Here is a 17471-nt window from a genome sequence, read left to right as displayed (position 1 = left end):
TGTCCGGCGGCCCTAGTGGAAGAAGTGCCGGGTGCCGGTGAGGTACATCGTCACGCCGGCCTTCTTGGCGGCCTCGACGACGAGTTCGTCGCGGATCGAACCGCCGGGCTGGACGATCGCCTTGACGCCGGCCTCGATCAGGATCTGAGGGCCGTCGGGGAACGGGAAGAAGGCGTCCGACGCCGCGTAGGAGCCGCGGGCCCGCTCCTCGCCGGCGCGCTCCACGGCCAGCTTGCAGGAGTCGACGCGGTTGACCTGGCCCATGCCGACGCCCACCGAGGCGCCGTCCTTGGCGAGCAGGATCGCGTTGGACTTCACCGCGCGGCACGCCTTCCAGGCGAAGGCGAGCTCGGCCAACTCCTGCGCGGACAGCGCCTCTCCGGTGGCCAGCGTCCAGCTGGCCGGGTCGTCGCCCTCGGCTTGGAAGACGTCGGTGTGCTGGAGCACCGCGCCGCCCGACAGGAGCTTGAGGTCGCCGGGCTGGTGCGGGGTGCCCTCGACCTTCAGGACCCGGATGTTCTTCTTGCGGGCCAGCACCTCGACCGCGCCGTCCTCGTAGGCCGGGGCGGCGATGACCTCGGTGAAGATCTCCGCGACCTGCTCGGCGAGTTCGACGGTGACCGGGCGGTTGACCGCGATCACGCCGCCGAACGCGGACAGCGGGTCGCAGGCGTGCGCCTTGCGGTGCGCCTCGGCGACGTCCGCGCCGACGGCGATGCCGCAGGGGTTGGCGTGCTTGATGATCGCCACGCAGGGCTCGTCGTGGTCGTAGGCGGCGCGGCGGGCGGCCTCGGTGTCCACGTAGTTGTTGAACGACATCTCCTTGCCGTGCAGTTGCTCGGCGTTGGCGATGCCGCCCGGCTGGCCGTCGACGTAGAGGGCCGCGGCCTGGTGCGGGTTCTCGCCGTAGCGCAGGGTGGCGCGGCGCTCCCAGGTCTCGGCGAGGAACTCGGGCAGCGCGGCGCCGTCCTCGGCCGGGGCGTGGACGTTGGTCATCCAGGTGGCGACGGCGACGTCGTAGGCGGCGGTGTGCTGGAACGCCTCGGCGGCCAACCGCTTGCGGGTCGCCAGGTCGAAGCCGCCGCCGCCGGCCGCGGCGAGCACGTCGGCGTACCGCTCGGGGCTGGTGACCACGGCGACCGAGGGGTGGTTCTTGGCGGCGGCGCGGACCATCGAGGGGCCGCCGATGTCGATCTGCTCGACGCACTCGTCGGGGGTGGCGCCGGAGGCGACGGTCTCCCGGAACGGGTAGAGGTTGACGACCACCAGGTCGAAGGGCTCGACGCCGAGGTCGGCCAACTGCCGCTGGTGGTCCTCAAGGCGCAGGTCGGCGAGGATGCCGGCGTGCACCTTGGGGTGCAGGGTCTTGACCCGGCCGTCGAGGCACTCCGGGAAGCCGGTGAGCTCCTCGACCTTGGTGACCGGCACCCCGGCGGCGGCGATCTTCGCGGCCGTCGAGCCGGTCGAGACGAGCTGGACGCCGGCCGCGTGCAGCCCCTGGGCCAGCTCCTCCAGGCCGGACTTGTCGTAGACGCTGACCAGCGCGCGCCGGATGGGGCGCCGCGTACCTTCGGTGGCGGTCACGAGATACGTACCTTTCGTCCCTCTATGCGGTAGCCGTGCCGGGCCAGGCGCCCCACGACCTCGACGAGCAGCGATCGCTCGACTTCCTTGATGCGCTCATGCAGCGCGGGTTCGTCGTCCTCCTCCCGGACCTCGACCACGCCCTGGGCGATGATCGGGCCGGTGTCGACCCCGTCGTCGACGAAGTGGACGGTGCAGCCGGTGACCTTCGCGCCGTACGCGAGCGCGTCGCGGACGCCGTGGGCACCGGGAAAGCTGGGCAGCAGCGCCGGGTGGGTGTTGATCGTCCGGCCGCCGAAGCGGGCCAGGAACTCCTTGCCGAGGATCTTCATGAAGCCGGCCGAGACCACCAGGTCGGGGGCGTGCGCGGCGGTCGCCTCGGTGAGCGCCGCGTCCCAGGCCGCGCGGTCCGCGTAGTCCTTGACCCGGCAGACGAACGTCGGCAGCCCGGCCCGCTCGGCGCGCTCCAGGCCGACGGTCCCGGCGCGGTCGGCACCCACCGCCACGACCTGGGCGCCGTACGCGTCGGCGCCCTGCTCGGCGATGGCGTCGAGCAGCGCCTGGAGGTTGGTGCCGGAGCCGGAGACGAGGACCACGATCCGGGCGGGGGCGGAGCGGGCGGGAGCGGAGGAGGGGGCCACGATGCGGTCTTTCTCGCCGGGGCTTGCGGGACTGGGGGGCTGCTTGCGTGCGGGTTTGTGTGGTCGCACAAAGCGAGGGGTTTCACGGATACGGGGAACCCTACGAACGCGCCGACCGTCAGCAACGATACCGGCACACCGCGCGGCCCCCACGGGACGGGGGCGAGCACGCCAGGTAGCGTCGGGCGGGAGAACGCATGCAGTTCATGGTGACCGCCCGCCCGGCCGACCCGCCGTACGGACGCCCACGACAAGGGGAAGACTCACTCCAGATGCCGGACCGACGCCGCCGCGCGGCTCTCCTGACTCCCCCAGCCGCCGCTGGGTGGTACCCCCAGCCCACCACCGCCCCCGGAGTGGTCCTCCTGCCGCGCGTGCGCATGTCGTCGTCCGCCCCGGATGCGCCGGGGTCCGGCACCTCGGGCCCGGCCCTCGCCGCCCAACGGTCGGACGCCGGCCGGGACGACAACCCCTTCGCGCCGCCGCCGGCCGGCGCCCCGGACCAGGAGTGGCGCCCGCGCCAGCCCGCCGTCGAACAGGCCCGGGACGGCGACGACGACAACGGCACGGGCGACGACGGCGAGGAGCGGCGTCCACAGGACCAGCCGCCCGCCTGGGGCAGCCAGTGGAGCAGCCGCCAACCGGGCCGGCAGGGCGGCGAGTTCGGCACCCGGCCGGGCCGGGGCGGCGGCCAGGGCGGTCAGGGCGGGCCCGGCGGACCGGGCGGCGGCCCCGGCGGGCTGCGCTGGGACCCCACCGACCCCTCGCAACGGCGGGCCCGCTACGCCCTGTTGGCCGGCATGTGGGCGTTCTTCTTCGTGCTGTTCAGCTTGCCGGAGGTCGCCCTGCTGCTGGGCGCGCTCGCCCTCTACTGGGGCGTCAGCGCGCTGCGCGGCAAGCCCGCCGCGAAGAAGGCGACCGACGCGGCCCCGGAGGGAAGTGCGGCCGGTGGCGGCACCGCGGCCGCGCCGGGCCGGCCGGGCGGCGCCCCCGGTCCGGGCGTCAAGCCGCAGACCACCGCCGCGATCGGCGGCCTGGTGACCGCCTCGCTGGCGCTGATGATGGTGGCCGCGACGTTCACCGTGCAGATCGTCTACCGCTCCTACTTCACCTGCGTGAACGACGCGTTGACCCAGGCGGCGAGCAAGTCCTGCGAGAAGCTGCTGCCGCCGGGGCTGCGCCCGCTGCTCAGCCAGCAGCAGCCGTAACGGGGCGGCGGGCCGGGCCCGTTGGGGCCGGCCCGCCGTCCTCCGCGCGTCGGCGCTCCGCGGTGCGCGCCGTCAGCCGGCCCGGCCGCGGCGGAACGGGAGGCCAAGCAGTCCCCGGCGGCCGGGGGCCCGCCCGCGCGCCGGCCGCGCCGCGGCCCGCCGCCGCCAGACCCGCAGTCCCAGCGCCGCCGGCACCCCGGCCAGCGCCGTCCACCCCGCCGCCGCCAGGCCGGTGAGCCACCAGAGCGGGCCGAACGCGCCGAGCGCATCCCGCCCCAGCGCGCCGCCGGCCAACCCGGCGAGCACCGCCGTCGCCACCCCGCACAGCCCCGCCGCCACCGCCGCGGTCCCGGCGGTCCACCGCCACGACCGGTGGCCGTCCCCGACCGCGTACCGGGCCAGCAGCAGCACCGCGGCCGCCGGCACCAGCAGCGCCAGCACGCCCGCCGGCCAGGACCCCGGCCCCGGTTCCGGCAAGCCGTCGAGGAGCGGGAGGTGCGGCAGCGGCGGGCGCGGGGAACTGCCCAGCGGGCCCACCGTGCTGCCGGCGCCGACCGTGAAGCCGGGCCCCAGGCCGTAAGCGGCGCCCCACACGGCCGCGTTGGGGAGCAGGACGAGGCAGAGCAGCAGCACCGTGCAGCGGCCGGCCCAGTCCGGGGCGAGCCGGGCCAGCTCGGCGCCGACCCGGCCGGCGTGCAGGGCCAGTCCGCTCAGGGTGAGCAGCGCGCCGGCGGCGAGCAGGGCGAGGGTGGCGGCGGCCGCCGCCCGGCCCGCGGCGGCGAACCGGGGGCCGGGGAACGCGGCGCGCAGCCCGGCCGGCAGGGCGCCGAGGGCGCGCGGGAGGCGGGCCGGCAACAGGGCGACGGCGTCCGGTCCCAGGGCGTGCCAGGCGGTGGCGGCGAGGGTGGCGAGGGCGGTGCCCGGTACGGCGAGCAGCACGGACAGCGGCGCGGCGGGCAGTCGGCCGGTGGAGGTGTAGAGCAACGCACCGGCGGCGACGAGCAGATAGCCGGCCAGGAGGGCGCCGAGCAGGGTGCGCGGGGCGACCGTCGGGCCCGGCGCCGCGGGGCGGGGGTCGGCGGCCGCGGCCAGGGTGTCGCGGGCGGCGCGGTGCAGCAGCCAGACCGGGAGCGCGGCGAGCAGCAGCGGGGTCAGGCCGACGGGCGCCGGGGTGCCGGTCGACGTCGCCTCGCGGACCAGGCCCCCGCCGTGCGCCATGAACCAGAGCCCGGCGGCCAGGTGCAGCGCCCGGGAGGGGCCGGTGTCCGGGTACGGGGAGACGACCCAGAGCAGCAGGACGGCGACCGCGAGCGCGCCGAGGCCGAGGCCGGCGGCGGTCACCCCGCTGACGACGGCGGTGCCGATCGCGGCGGAGCGCTGCGCGGCGTCCCGGCCGTGTGAGGACAACGTGGTGCCGCGTTCGGTCAATTGGCTCACACGGTCATGCTGCCAATAACGCCCGTTTCCACCACGTAACGGGCATCCGTCCGCCGTGTCGCGCGCACTCCCCGCCCGGCGTTTGAAGACTTCCGGTATGAGCGAGCAGCGCCGACGACGCCCCGACCCGACCCTCGACGAGCCATCAAATGAGCCTGAAACGAAGGAATTTGACCGCCCATCGGACGCCTTCGATGCGTTGTACGCGGCGCATGCCGGGTCGTTGGTCCGGCAGGTGGTGCTGCTCACCGGGCGGGCCCGGTTGGCCCGGCGGGCCGTCGCGCGGGCGTTCCGGGTGGCCTGGCAGCGGTGGCCGGAGGTGGCGGCGGACCCCGATCCGCCGGGGTGGGTGCGGGCGGCCGCGTACGACTGGGCGTTGGCGCCGTGGCGGGGGCCGTTCGCCCGGTGGCGGCCCACCGAGCGGCCGGGGCCCGGGACGCCCGCGCCGCCGCCGGCCGCGCCGGCGGACCGGGCGCTGCTGGCGGCCGTGTTGGCGCTGCCCGCCCCGTACCGCCGCGCGCTGCTGCTGCACGACGGGGTCGGGCTGGGGCTGCACGCGACCGCGGTGGAGGTGGAGGCCAGCACGGCGGCGGCGACCGGGCGGCTGACGCACGCCCGGGAGTGCCTGGCCGAGGAGGTGCCGGAGTTGGGGCTGCGGGGGCTGCCGCCGGATCGTCAGGGGGCGGTGCTGCACGCCCGGTTGGCCGCGTTGGCGGCGGCCCGTCCGGTGGCGCCGCCGGCCGCGCGGGAGGTCCGGGCCGGCGCGGAGCGGTGCGCCCGGCTGACCACCCGGGCAGGGTTCGGGGCCGCCGGGCTGCTGGCGGCGACGGCGCTGGCGGTGTCGCTCAGCGCACCGGACGGCCACCGGCCGCCCCGGCCGGCGGTGGCGGCGGCGTCCTCCGCGCCATCCGCGGAAGCCGGGCACCCGGCCGCGCCGGCGGCGGCGTTCCAACAGGCCCGCGAGCAGGCCCGTGAGCGGCCCCGTCAGCAAGCCTCTCAGCGGGCCCGTAAGCGGACGCACAAGCAGCACCACAGGCAGCACCACCACCAGCGCGCCCGGCTCGTCCCCGATCTCCGGTGAGCTTGGCGCCCGTTCGCCGTCGCGCGCGAACGGCCGTGGGCCCGCACCCCTCTTCGGGGTGCGGGCCCACGGCCGTCATGCGGTGCCGCCGTTGGGCGGGTCCGCGCGCAGGCTCGGCGAGAAGCGCGGGAGCGGGCCCGGTGTCGGCGGCTGCGCTCAGCCGCCCAGGATCTGGCGGGCCAGCAGCGCGGTCTCGGACGGGGTCTTGCCGACCTTCACGCCCGCGGCCTCCAGGGCCTCCTTCTTCGCCTGGGCGGTGCCGGACGAACCGGACACGATGGCGCCGGCGTGGCCCATCGTCTTGCCCTCGGGCGCGGTGAAGCCCGCCACGTAGCCGACGACCGGCTTGGTGACGTTCGCCTTGATGAAGTCGGCGGCCCGCTCCTCGGCGTCGCCACCGATCTCACCGATCATCACGATCAGGTCGGTGTCGGGGTCGGCCTCGAACGCCTCCAGGGCGTCGATGTGGGTGGTGCCGATGACCGGGTCGCCACCGATGCCGACGGCCGACGAGAAGCCGATGTCACGGAGCTCGTACATCATCTGGTAGGTCAGCGTGCCGGACTTCGACACCAGACCGATGCGGCCGGGCTTGGTGATGTCGCCCGGGATGATGCCGGCGTTGGACTGGCCGGGGGTGATCAGGCCGGGGCAGTTCGGGCCGATGATCCGGGTCTTGTTGCCCTTGGCCTTGGCGTACGCCCAGAAGGCGGCGGAGTCGTGCACCGCGATGCCCTCGGTGATGACGACGGCCAGCGGGATCTCGGCGTCGATGGCCTCGACGACGGCGGCCTTGGCGAAGGCCGGCGGCACGAAGAGGACGGAGACGTTGGCGCCCGTCTTCTCCATCGCCTCCTTGACGGAGCCGAAGACCGGCACCTCGGTGCCGTCGAAGTCGACACTGGTGCCGGCCTTGCGCGGGTTCACGCCGCCGACGATGTTGGTGCCGTCACCGAGCATCAGCTTGGTGTGCTTCATACCGGTGGCGCCGGTCATCCCCTGGACGATGACCTTGCTGTCCTTGTTGAGGAAGATAGCCATGGTTGTTGGAGTCCTCGTCCCTTACTTGGCGGCGGCCAGCTCGGCGGCCTTGTCGGCCGCGCCGTCCATGGTGTCCACGCGCTGCACCAGCGGGTGGTTGGCGTCCGAGAGGATCTTGCGACCCAGCTCCGCGTTGTTGCCGTCGAGGCGGACGACCAGCGGCTTGGAGACGTTCTCGCCCTTGGACTTCAGCAGCTCCAGGGCCTGGACGATGCCGTTGGCGACCTCGTCGCAGGCGGTGATGCCGCCGAAGACGTTGACGAACACGGACTTCACGTCCGGGTCGCCGAGGATGATCTCCAGGCCGTTCGCCATGACCTCGGCGGAGGCGCCGCCGCCGATGTCGAGGAAGTTGGCGGGCTTGACGCCGCCGTGGTTCTCACCGGCGTAGGCGACGACGTCCAGGGTGCTCATGACGAGACCCGCGCCGTTGCCGATGATGCCGACCTGGCCGTCCAGCTTGACGTAGTTCAGGCCCTTGGCCTTGGCCGCGGCCTCCAGCGGGTTGGCCGCCGCCTTGTCCTCCAGGGCCTCGTGCTCCGGCTGGCGGAACTCGGCGTTGGCGTCCAGAGACACCTTGCCGTCGAGGGCCAGGACGTCGCCGGAGGCGACCTTGGCCAGCGGGTTGACCTCGACGAGGAGGGCGTCCTCCTTGACGAAGGTCTGCCACAGGGTGACCAGGACGTCGGCGACCTGGTCGGCGACCTCGGCCGGGAACTTCGCCTGGGCGACGATCTCCTGGGCCTTCTCCTTGGTCACGCCCTCGTTGGCGTCGACCGGGACCTTCGCCAGGGCCTCGGGCTTGGTGGCCGCGACCTCTTCGATGTCCATGCCGCCCTCGACGGAGGCCATGGCCAGGAAGGTGCGGTTGGTGCGGTCCAGGAGGTAGGAGACGTAGTACTCCTCGGCGATCTCCGGAGCCGTCTCGGCGATCATCACCTTGTGGACCGTGTGGCCCTTGATGTCCATGCCGAGGATGTCCGTCGCGCGGGCGACGGCCTCGTCCGGCGTGGCGGCCAGCTTCACGCCGCCGGCCTTGCCGCGGCCGCCGACCTTCACCTGCGCCTTGACGACCGACTTGCCGCCAAGGCGCTCGGTCGCCGCGCGGGCCGCCTCAGGCGTGTCGATGACTTCACCGGCCAGCACCGGTACACCGTGCTTGGCGAAGAGGTCCCTCGCCTGGTACTCGAACAGGTCCACGCGCGTCCGTCCCTTGTCTTCTCAGAATCGCCGTAGTGATCGCGGTTCGTTCGTCTGCGATGGGCGTGCCGCGAAGGGCAACGTGACGGCGCTGTCACTGGGGAGGCGTATGCACGGTGTCCGGATACGCGGCATGTCCGTCTCGCAGCGTATCGCCGCAGGACATGGGTCCCTAAATCGCAGATCACACTCCGGCGGTGATTACGGTCACAGATCTTTCGGCCAAGTCGCTCCGCGGCCCCCTTTTCCGCAGGAACGCCGCGGGCCGCCGCAGTCGTTTCGCAGGGCCGTCCGGGCGCGCGGGTCACCGCGCCGTCGCCCACCGTGCACTCCGCGACCGTGCGCCGTTCGCGTGTGCCGCCCCGGAGGCGTCGACGGGCCCGCCCGCGGCCGCCGCTATCCGCGTCGTCGGGTTCCGGTTGCGGGGGCGCGGAAAACCGTTCGGGAAGAACGTGCGAGGCAGGCGCACGGGACCTTTGCAGGGGGTGTCCGGAAAGCTTCTTGACCCCTCAACTCGCCCTGAAAGAAACTGCGTTGAGAACTTACGCATCAGGAGTCACAGGCCAAAGTCGCGTGCTTCGGGCTTGATCCCGTGCGGGTGGGGCCGCGGATCGCGGGCCGCCCCGCACCGGATGTAGACGGGGGAACTTGATGGGTAGCGGGGGATGCCCGGCCACGATCGGCGCGGTGCGCGTCGCGGGCCCTGCCGCGCCCGCCGACCCTCCCCCTTCTTCGCGCCGCCCCACAGCCCCGCTCCCGCCCCCGCCCTGGCTTATCTCGATTTCTTGGTGTCCTCACACTCGGTGCCTGAAGGGATTGGAGGGGGAATGCCGACACACACGACCTATCCCGGCGTCTATGTCGAAGAGCTTCCCAGCAGCATCCGCAGCATCACCACCGTGACGACGTCGGTGACCGCGTTCGTCGGCCACACCCGGCGCGGTCCGCTCAACCAGCCGGTCCGGATCACCAGCTTCGCCGATTTCGAGCGCCGCTTCGGGGGGCTGACCTCGCGCAGCCCGGTCGGCTACGCCGTCCACCAGTTCTTCGGCAACGGCGGCGCCGTCGCGGTGATCGTCCGGGTCGCCAAGGCCGGCACCGGTGAGGAGGCCCGCGTCACCCTGGAGTCCACCGAGGGCCGCAGCCAGTGCCCGGTCCTGGAGGTCCACGCCAAGGAGCCCGGCATCTGGGGCGACGGCCTGCGGGTGGCCATCGACTACGACACCCCGTGCCCGGACGACACCTTCAACCTCCAGGTCCTCGACGCGCACGGCGCGGCCCGGGAGTCCTTCTCCGGCCTGTCGATGGACCCCGGCGACGGCCGCTTCGTGGAGACCGCGGTCAACTCCGGCTCGACGCTGATCCGGGTGGCGGCGGTGGGCGAGGGCCGCCCGGACCCGTCCGGCACCGTCTCCAAGCCGTTCCACCACGAACTCCCCGATCTGGCCGTCGACTTGACGGTGAAGATCGGCGAGGTGGAGCGGGAGTTCACGCTCTTCGACCCGGACTGCGACGGCGAACCGCCGTGCGACGTCACCGAGTTGGCGCTGCTGCTGGAGCACAAGCTGCGGTCGCTGCCGGACGCCCCCGGCCGGCACGCCTTCGCCGGCACCCGGGTCATCCCCTTCGGGCGCCGCATCCAGGTCGTGGCCGGCTCCATCGACCCCGGTGACGTGGTCCGCTTCGTCGGCGAGTGCGCCAACGACCTCGGGCTGGAGGCGTCGGTCAACCCGCCGGTCTTCGCGCTGTGCGGCGGCGCGGACGGCGACCCGCCCGGGCCGCGCGACCTCATCGGCAGCGAGGCCCGCAAGAGCGGCCTCCAGGCGCTGCGCGACCTCCCGGACGTCAATCTGCTGGCGCTGCCGGAGCTGGCGTCGTACGAGTCCGTCGACGACATGACCACGGTGCTCTCGGCGGCCCAACGGCTGTGCCGGGAGCGGCGGATGTTCCTGCTGGTGGACGCGCCGGCGGCCTGGGCCGGGGTGGACGCCGCCCGGGCCGGGATCGGCGCCTTCGACGCGGTCCGCGACGACCACTCGGCCCTGTACTTCCCGCACCTCCAGCTGACCGACCCGCTCACCGGCCGGCTGCGCTCCTTCCCGCCGTCCGGCGCCCTGGCCGGCGTGATCGCCCGCACCGACGGCGAGCGCGGGGTGTGGAAGGCCCCGGCGGGCACCGGGGCGCGGCTGGCCGGCGTGCACGGGCTGACCGTCAAGCTCACCGACCGCGAGAACGGGCTGCTCAACCCGCTCGGCATCAACTGCCTGCGGACCTTCCCGATGGCCGGCCCGCTGGTCTGGGGCGCCCGCACGCTCGCCGGCTCGGACGCCCTGGACAGCGAGTGGAAGTACGTCCCAGTGCGGCGGCTGGCGCTGCACGTGGAGGAGAGCCTGCTGCGCGGTCTGCAGTGGGTGGTCTTCGAGCCCAACAACGAGCAACTCTGGCAGCAGATCCGGCTCAACGCCTCGGCGTTCCTGCACTCCCTCTTCGAGAAGGGCGCCTTCAAGGGCGGCACCCCGCGGCAGGCGTACTTCGTCAAGTGCGACAAGGACACCACGACCGAGGCGGACGTCGAGAACGGGATCGTGAACGTCGTGGTCGGCATCGCGCCCGTCAAACCGGCCGAGTTCGTGATCGTCAAGATCCAGCAGCTGGCCGGGCAGTTCGACCTCTAGCTCCAGGACGCGGGCGCCGGGCGCGGCGGGCGGACGGTGTCGGCAGCCGGTCCGCGCCGCGGCGTCGATGCGCAGGAACGACGCGCAAGAACGGCGCGCAGGAACGACGTGCAGGAATCCGACGTGAAGGAATCCGATGGCTGAGTTCAAGATCAACGCCCATCGCTTCGACCCGTACAAGAACTTCAAGTTCCTGGTCCTGTGGGACGGTCGTACGGTCGCGGGGGTCAGCAAGATCAGTCCGCTCAAGCGCACCACCGAGGTCGTCAAGCACCGCAACGGCGGCGACCCCAGCTCGCCGCGGAAGTCCCCGGGGCGCTCGGAGTTCGAGGGCATCACCCTGGAGCGCGGGGTCACCCACGACCCGGAGTTCGACCGCTGGGCCAACAAGGTCTGGCAGGTCGGCGCCGGCCTCGGCTCGGAGGTGTCGCTCGCCGACTTCCGCAAGGACCTCGTCATCCAGGTCCTCAACGAGGCCGGCCAGGTCGCCGTCTCGCACAAGATCTACCGGTCCTGGCCGAGCGAGTACCAGGTCCTGGGCGAGATGGACGCCAACGCCAACGCGGTGGCCATCCAGAGCCTGAAGCTCGAATGCGAGGGCTGGGAACGCGACTGGGAGGTCCCCGAACCGCAGGAGCCCTCGTTCACCCACCCGGCCTGAGTGGCGACGAGGTGGTGGCGAGGTAGTCGATGGCGGTCACCGGGCCGGCGGAACTGCTGGCCACCTGGGAGGCCGGGCTGGCCGAACGGGCGGACGGCCGGGCCCTGTTGCTGCACCGGGTGGCTCGCCCCGGCGAGCCCCCCGACGCCCTGCTGTCGGCACCGCTCGGGGAGCGGGCGGCCGACCTCTTCGCGCTGCGCCGGGCGCTGTTCGGCGACCGGCTGGAGGTCATGCTCGACTGCGCGGCGACGGACTGCGGTGCGGCGATGGAGTTCGAGCTGGACGCCGGGGAGTTGGCGGCCGCCCGCCCGCGACCGCCCGAGGGCGGGCTGCGGGTGGCGGAGGGCGCCTGGGTGGTGCGGTTCCGGCTGCCCGCGCCCGGCGACCTCGCGGCGGTGGCCGCCGCCCGGCCGTCGGACGACGCGCACGCCCGGCGGCTGCTCGCGGCCCGCTGCGCCCTCGCCGCCCACCGGGCCGGTCGGGAGGCCACCGCGGAGGAGCTCACCCAACTGCCCGAGCCGGTGCTCAAGCGCTTCGCCGAGGCCGCCGAAGCGGCCGACGCCGGCGCGGAGTTGACGTATCGGATCGCCTGCCCGGAGTGCGGCGCGACCACCCCGGCGGAACTGGACATCGCCGCCTACCTGTGGACCGAACTGGACGCCTGGGCCCGGGACCTGCTCCTCGACGTCCACCTGCTCGCCTCGGCCTACGGCTGGAGCGAGCCCGAGATCCTGGCGCTCAGCCCGCTGCGGCGCCGCTACTACCTGGAGCTGTGCGCGGATGCCTGAGATGCCCGAGGTACCCGATCGTGGACCTGCCGCGTCCGGCGACTACCTCGGCCGGCTGCTGGCCCGGTACGCCCCCGCGGCACCGGCGCCGGACGATCCGTTCGGCCCGCCGGTGGCCGCCGGGCCGGGCCGGCCGACGCTCGTCCGGCCGCGGCTGCCCGGCCCGTTCGAGCGGGTGACGGCGCTGCCCGGCCCGACCGACGGCGAGCCGGCCGACGACGGGCCCTCGATTCCCCGGGCGACCGGTTGGCCGGCCCCGGCCCCGTACGCCGGTCAACTCCCGCGCGCCGAGCGGCGGACGGAGATCCGTACCCGGGCCGAGCGGGAGACGGTGCTGCGCACCGAGGCGGCGTCGGAGGCCGACCGCGGGCCCGCGGCCGAGCGCTCCGGTCCCGCGCCTTTGCTGCGTCCCGCGGCGGCGGCCGCGCCCGGGGCCCGGGCCGCCGGCGAGGGTGGGCGTCCACGGGGACGGGCGGGCGCGGCCGGCCCGGTGGACACCGCAGCGGGCCGGGGCGGGGACCCGGCGCGCGTCCCGACCGACTCCGGTGCGCCCGCCGGCGCGCTCCGCCCGCGCACCGACGCCGTGCCGGCGCCCCGCCATCCCGTGCCGTCCCGCGGCCAGGCCCCGGTCGGGCGGCGCGCGGCGCGCGGTCCCGCCGAGCGGGTGGTGCATGTGCAGATCGGCCGCCTTGAGGTCAGCACGTCCGGCGCCGCCGGCACCGGACGTCCCGCGGCGGGCGGCCGCCCGGCGCGCCCCGAGCGGCGCGCGCCCGCGCTGAGCCTCGGGGACTATCTGGCTTCCCAGCAACGGACTTCAGGGGGACGGTCCACATGAGCAACGCACTCGCCCTCGCGACGGTCACCCAGGCCCTTGCGCTGCTGATCGAGCACAACCTGCACCCCGAGATCGACATGGCCGTCTCGGTGGAGACCCGCAAGCCGCCGACCGATCCCCCGACCGACCCGACCCTCACCGTCTTCCTCTACCAGGTCACCCACAACCCGTCGTTGCGCAACTCCGACCTGGTCACCCGCGCCTCCGACGGCACCCTGCTCAAGCGCCCCGCCGCCGCGATCGACCTGCACTACCTGATCAGCGCGTACGGGGAGGAGCAGGAGCTGGTCGGCCAGCGGCTGATCGGCAGCGTGGTGCGGACGCTGCACGAAATCCCGGTGCTGCCACGGGAGTTGATCGAGGAGGCGGCCGAACGTCCGTATCTGGCGGGCAGCGACCTCGCCGAGTCGTTGCAGAAGGTCCGCTTCACGCCGACCCAGATGGACGTGGACGAGACCTCCAAGCTCTGGGGGATGCTCAACAACACGCCCTACGCGCTGTCGGTGGCCTACCAGGCGTCGCTGGTGCTGCTGGACGGCCACCAGAAGCCGGCGCCGGCCCGACCGGTGCGGAAGCCGGAGGTGACGGTGGTGCCGGAGGTGCCGCCGGAGGTCCCGTTGGACGAGCCGGTGGCGGCGCCGGCGGAGGACGCGACGCCGGGTGCTGCCTCGGCGCCGGACGCGGCGACGCCGGGCGGGAAGAAGGCGGCGAAGCGGACGGCGCCCCGCAAGTCCGCCTCCGCGACCGGGGGTTCGGGCGGACGTGCGCGGCCACGGGCCCGTAAGGCGGCCGGAGGTCGGGCGGCGGACGCGGACGGTCCGCGCGACACCGACGGCCCGGCGCGCGGCGACAACGGCGGGGAGGGCTGAGGCGCGGTGCGGGGGACGAGGGCAAAGAAGGACGTGCCGGGCGGCGAGCTGGGCCCTGAGGCGTCGGGCCCGGAGGCGGAGGGCGCGGCGCTGACGGCCGCCATCCGGGCCGTGTTGGCGCGGCTGGACGCGCATGCCGCCCGCACCCTGGGCGACGGACCGGCCGCCCCCGACGCCAACGAGCCAGAGCACGAGGGCGAGGGCGGGGGCGGGGGCCACCACGACGCCCCCTCCCCCCGCACTCTCGACGCCCTCGCCGACTGCTTCGGGCTCACCCCCTTCGAGCGGGAGGTCGTCCTGCTCGCCGCGGCCGCCGAGTTGGACCCGACCACCGGCGCCCGCTGCGCCGCCGCCTGCGGCGATCCGGCCCGCCCGCACCCCACGTTCTCGCTCGCCCTGGCGGCGCTCGACGCGCCCCACTGGAGCGCCCTGACCCCGGTCGCCCCGTTGCGCCGCTGGCGGCTGATCGAGTTGGCGGACGAGACCCGGCTGACCACCAGCCGGCTGCGCCTGGACGAACGCGTCCTGCACTTCCTCGCCGGCGCGCCGTACCTGGACGCCCGGCTGCACGGCCAACTGCGGCGCACCGCACCGCCGGAGAGCCTGCCGCCCGCGTACGAGCGGGCCGCCGACCGGGTGGCGGCCGGGTGGGCGGGCGCCGGCCCCGACGCCCCGTTACGCGTCGAGCTGGTCGGCGGCGACCTGCGCACCCGGGCCGACATCGCGGCGACCGCGGCCCGTCGCAGCGGCCTCGGCCTGTACGCGATGGCCGCCGAGGACGTCCCGACCGACCCCGCCGAACGGGACCGCCTGGCCCGGCTCTGGCAACGGGAGGCGATCCTGCTGCCGGCCGCGCTCCTGATCGAGGTCGGCGAGCTGGACCGCGAACAGCTCGCCGCCGCGGACGCGTTCATCGCCGGCGCCGCCGTCCCGCTGGTCGTCTCCGGCCAGGAGCCGCGGGGGACCGGCCACCCGCGCGGCCAGCGCGTCACCGTCCCCAGGCTCTCCGACGAGGAGCAACTGGGGCTGTGGGGCGAGGCGTTCGCCGATATTCCGGGGATCGACGAGCGGCAACTCGCCGCCCTGGTCGCCCAGTTCCAGCTCCCCCCGCACATCGTCCGCTCCGCCGCCGCCTCCGTCCGGCGCGACCTGCCGACCTCCGACGGGCCCGGCGCCGCCGAACTCGCCTGGCGGGCCGGGCTCACCGAGGCCCGGATGGGCCTGGACGCGCTGGGCCGGCGCATCGAGCCGCGGGCCGGCTGGGACGATCTGGTCCTCGCCGACCGCCAGTTGCGCATCCTCCAGGAGGTCGTCGCGCATGTGCGGCAGCGCGCCACCGTCTACCACGACTGGGGCTTCGCGGGGGCGCTGCGCAGCGGCCTCGGCGTGACCGCGCTCTTCGCGGGCGGCTCCGGCACCGGCAAGACGCTGGCCGCCGAGGTGATGGCCAAGGAACTGGGCCTGGACCTCTTCCTGATCGACCTCTCGCAGGTCGTCAGCAAGTACATCGGCGAGACCGAGAAGAACCTCAGCCGGGTCTTCGACGCCGCCGAGCGCGGTGGGGCGCTGCTCCTCTTCGACGAGGCGGACGCGCTGTTCGGCAAGCGCAGCGAGGTCAAGGACAGCCACGACCGCTACGCCAACCTGGAGGTCAGCTATCTGCTGATGCGCATGGAGGCGTACCGCGGCCTGGCCGTGCTGACCACCAACATGAAGAAGGCCCTGGACTCGGCCTTCCTGCGCCGCATCCGCTTTGTCGTCGACTTCCCCTTCCCCACCGAGCGCGAACGGGCCGAGATCTGGCGCCGGGTGCTGCCCGCCCGGGCGCCGACCAAGGGCATCGACCCGGCCCTGCTGGCCCAACTCACCGTCGCCGGCGGCTCGATCCGCAACATCGCGCTCTCCGGCGCCTTCCTCGCCGCGGAGGAGGGCGACCGCCTCCAGATGCGCCACATGCTGGCCGCGGCCCGCACCGAGTATCTGAAGCTGGAACGCTCTCTGACTCCGTCGGAGGTGCACGGATGGGTGTGAACCACGTGAGCCCCGTGAAGCACGTGAGCCACGAGTTCGGCGACGGCACGCGGGACGGCCGTGACGGAGCGCGGGGGTCCGCCGCCCCGCGGTCGCAGCCACCGCCGCAGGCGCGGCCGCAGGCGCCGTCGGAACCCGCCTCACCCACCGGCACCTTCCGCATCGACATCGGGGAACTGGTCCTCGACGGCTTCGACGCCCGGAGTGTCGATCCGCGGCGGGTAGCAGCCGCGTTCCGGGCCGAGTTGACCCGGCTGGTGCGGGAGCGCGGCGTCCCGCTGGCGGCGGACGGCGACGGCCTGGCGCTCGACGCCCTCGGCGGCCTGCCGCCACTGCCGGCCACCACCCACCCGGTACGGCTGGGCGAGGCCCTGGCCCGGGCGGTCCACGCGGGCCTGGCGGGGCGGGGGGCGGCGCGATGAGCGGCCCGTCCCGGTCGGCGTCGCAGGACGCCCGGTCGGCGCAGGAGGAGCGGCGCCGCCGGCGCAGGGAGCGGTCCGCCAAGTCCGCGACGCCCGAGCCGAAGAACATCGTCAGCGGCGCCGGCCACCCCCTCGACCCGGGCGTCCGGCGGGAGTTGGAGGAGCAGCTCGGGCACGACTTCGGCCGGGTCCGCCTGCACACCGGGCGGGACGCCGGGCGGCTCGCCGAGCTGATGGGCGCCGACGCCTTCGCCGTCGGCCAGGACATCTTCTTCCGCGAGGGCAGCTACCGCCCGGGCACCACCGACGGCCAACGCCTGCTCGCCCACGAGCTGTTGCACACCGTCCAGAACCCGGACGGCCTGGGCGCCCTACGGGCCGGCCGCGACCTGGGCGCGGTCAGCCTCCCCCAGGAGACGGTCGAACGCGAGGCGGAGTCCGCGGCCCAGGAGTCCGTCCGGGCCGCCATGCTCGGCACCGTACGCGAGGACGCGGCGGCGCCCGAGGTCGAACCGGGCCGCGCCACACCGGGCTGGCTCCGCTACGCCACCGCCGACGCCGACCGCCGCCGCCGGGAACTCCTCGACCCGGCAACGCTGGTGGACCGGCTGGCCAGCGACGTGCTCCGGTCGCTGCGGGGCGATCCGGAGGACCGTTCCAAGCGGGCTCGGTTGCAACTGGCCGAGCTCCCCGAGGAGTTGCAGGAGGCCGTGCTGGGGCGGCTGGAGCGCCGGATGCTCAGCACGGAGCGCGAGCGGCTGCTCGACCTCGTCGAGGAGATCGAGCACGACGAGGATCTGGAGCCCAGTTCGCTCGATGCGCCGGCGGTCGAGACGGACCCCGCCGAGGAGCTGCGGTCCGCCCGCGAGCGCCGGCAGCGGGAGGCGGCGGAACGGCAGGAGCTTTCTCTGGCACTTCTGCCGTGTCTCTATGCGGATGAGCTGGGGGTTTTCGGACGGTGCTGGACCATGTCTCGTTCGGGTGAAGCGAGTCGGTCC

The 17471-nt window shown here is 74.4% G+C and carries 15 protein-coding genes; 10 read left to right on the top strand and 5 right to left on the bottom strand.

Features of this window, described 5'->3' with window-relative positions:
* Positions 1-12 precede the first annotated feature (12 nt).
* The gene (gene purH, locus ACFVFQ_RS19635) at positions 13-1584 is read right to left on the bottom strand and encodes a bifunctional phosphoribosylaminoimidazolecarboxamide formyltransferase/IMP cyclohydrolase (RefSeq protein WP_383417457.1); all 1572 of its coding nucleotides are present in this window, start codon (positions 1582-1584) and stop codon (positions 13-15) included.
* Positions 1581-2225 carry a phosphoribosylglycinamide formyltransferase gene (gene purN / locus ACFVFQ_RS19630; protein WP_383417454.1) on the bottom strand — a complete coding sequence of 215 codons (645 nt, stop codon included), beginning with the start codon at positions 2223-2225 and terminating at the stop codon, positions 1581-1583. Before purN ends, purH begins: the two co-directional genes overlap by 4 nt.
* A 272-nt stretch (positions 2226-2497) precedes the next feature.
* Between purN and ACFVFQ_RS19625 the strand changes: the two genes are divergently transcribed.
* Entirely contained in the window at positions 2498-3433 is a 936-nt protein-coding gene (locus ACFVFQ_RS19625; protein WP_383417966.1) for a hypothetical protein, read from the top strand.
* Between the two features lie 72 nt (positions 3434-3505).
* Here ACFVFQ_RS19625 and ACFVFQ_RS19620 read toward each other — a convergent pair whose 3' ends face one another.
* Positions 3506-4870: a DUF6350 family protein gene (locus tag ACFVFQ_RS19620; protein WP_383417451.1), complete on the bottom strand. Its 1365-nt coding sequence runs from the start codon at positions 4868-4870 to the stop codon at positions 3506-3508.
* 97 nt (positions 4871-4967) lie between these two features.
* Between ACFVFQ_RS19620 and ACFVFQ_RS19615 the strand changes: the two genes are divergently transcribed.
* Positions 4968-5951, top strand: coding sequence for a hypothetical protein (locus ACFVFQ_RS19615; protein ID WP_383417448.1), 984 nt, complete (start codon positions 4968-4970; stop codon positions 5949-5951).
* A gap of 156 nt (positions 5952-6107) precedes the next feature.
* On the opposite strand, the gene sucD is transcribed toward ACFVFQ_RS19615, so the two are convergent.
* Both sucD and sucC read right to left on the bottom strand, forming a co-directional pair.
* Positions 6108-6992 (bottom strand): succinate--CoA ligase subunit alpha, encoded by an 885-nt coding sequence (gene sucD / locus ACFVFQ_RS19610; RefSeq protein ID WP_383417445.1) that lies wholly within the window; start codon positions 6990-6992, stop codon positions 6108-6110.
* 21 nt (positions 6993-7013) lie between these two features.
* Positions 7014-8192: an ADP-forming succinate--CoA ligase subunit beta gene (sucC, locus tag ACFVFQ_RS19605; RefSeq protein ID WP_383417442.1), complete on the bottom strand. Its 1179-nt coding sequence runs from the start codon at positions 8190-8192 to the stop codon at positions 7014-7016.
* Positions 8193-9019: 827 nt separating this feature from the next.
* Between sucC and ACFVFQ_RS19600 the strand changes: the two genes are divergently transcribed.
* The 8 genes from ACFVFQ_RS19600 to ACFVFQ_RS19565 all read left to right on the top strand — a co-directional run.
* Positions 9020-10867: a phage tail sheath family protein gene (locus tag ACFVFQ_RS19600; protein ID WP_383417436.1), complete on the top strand. Its 1848-nt coding sequence runs from the start codon at positions 9020-9022 to the stop codon at positions 10865-10867.
* Positions 10868-11003: 136 nt separating this feature from the next.
* Complete coding sequence (locus ACFVFQ_RS19595) at positions 11004-11528, top strand: phage tail protein (protein WP_383417429.1); 525 nt, start codon at positions 11004-11006, stop codon at positions 11526-11528.
* Between the two features lie 29 nt (positions 11529-11557).
* Positions 11558-12316 carry a hypothetical protein gene (locus ACFVFQ_RS19590; protein WP_383417421.1) on the top strand — a complete coding sequence of 253 codons (759 nt, stop codon included), beginning with the start codon at positions 11558-11560 and terminating at the stop codon, positions 12314-12316.
* The gene (locus ACFVFQ_RS19585; RefSeq protein ID WP_383417418.1) at positions 12309-13151 is read left to right on the top strand and encodes a hypothetical protein; all 843 of its coding nucleotides are present in this window, start codon (positions 12309-12311) and stop codon (positions 13149-13151) included. Before ACFVFQ_RS19590 ends, ACFVFQ_RS19585 begins: the two co-directional genes overlap by 8 nt.
* Positions 13148-14020, top strand: coding sequence for a DUF4255 domain-containing protein (locus tag ACFVFQ_RS19580; RefSeq protein ID WP_383417415.1), 873 nt, complete (start codon positions 13148-13150; stop codon positions 14018-14020). Before ACFVFQ_RS19585 ends, ACFVFQ_RS19580 begins: the two co-directional genes overlap by 4 nt.
* A gap of 33 nt (positions 14021-14053) precedes the next feature.
* Positions 14054-16051, top strand: coding sequence for an AAA family ATPase (locus ACFVFQ_RS19575; protein ID WP_383417963.1), 1998 nt, complete (start codon positions 14054-14056; stop codon positions 16049-16051).
* Positions 16052-16065: 14 nt separating this feature from the next.
* Positions 16066-16473, top strand: a complete 408-nt coding sequence (locus ACFVFQ_RS19570) for a hypothetical protein (protein ID WP_383417412.1) — start codon at positions 16066-16068, stop codon at positions 16471-16473.
* Positions 16470-17471, top strand: a 1002-nt coding sequence (locus ACFVFQ_RS19565; RefSeq protein ID WP_383417410.1) for a DUF4157 domain-containing protein, incomplete at its 3' end; no start/stop codon positions are given. The genes ACFVFQ_RS19570 and ACFVFQ_RS19565, both read left to right, overlap by 4 nt.

Origin of the sequence: Streptomyces sp. NPDC057743, assembly GCF_042798755.1 — a bacterium.
Lineage (GTDB): Bacteria > Actinomycetota > Actinomycetes > Streptomycetales > Streptomycetaceae > Streptomyces.
The sequence above is the reverse complement of the archived record's forward strand: the minus strand, read 5'-3'. Positions and strand labels throughout refer to the sequence as shown.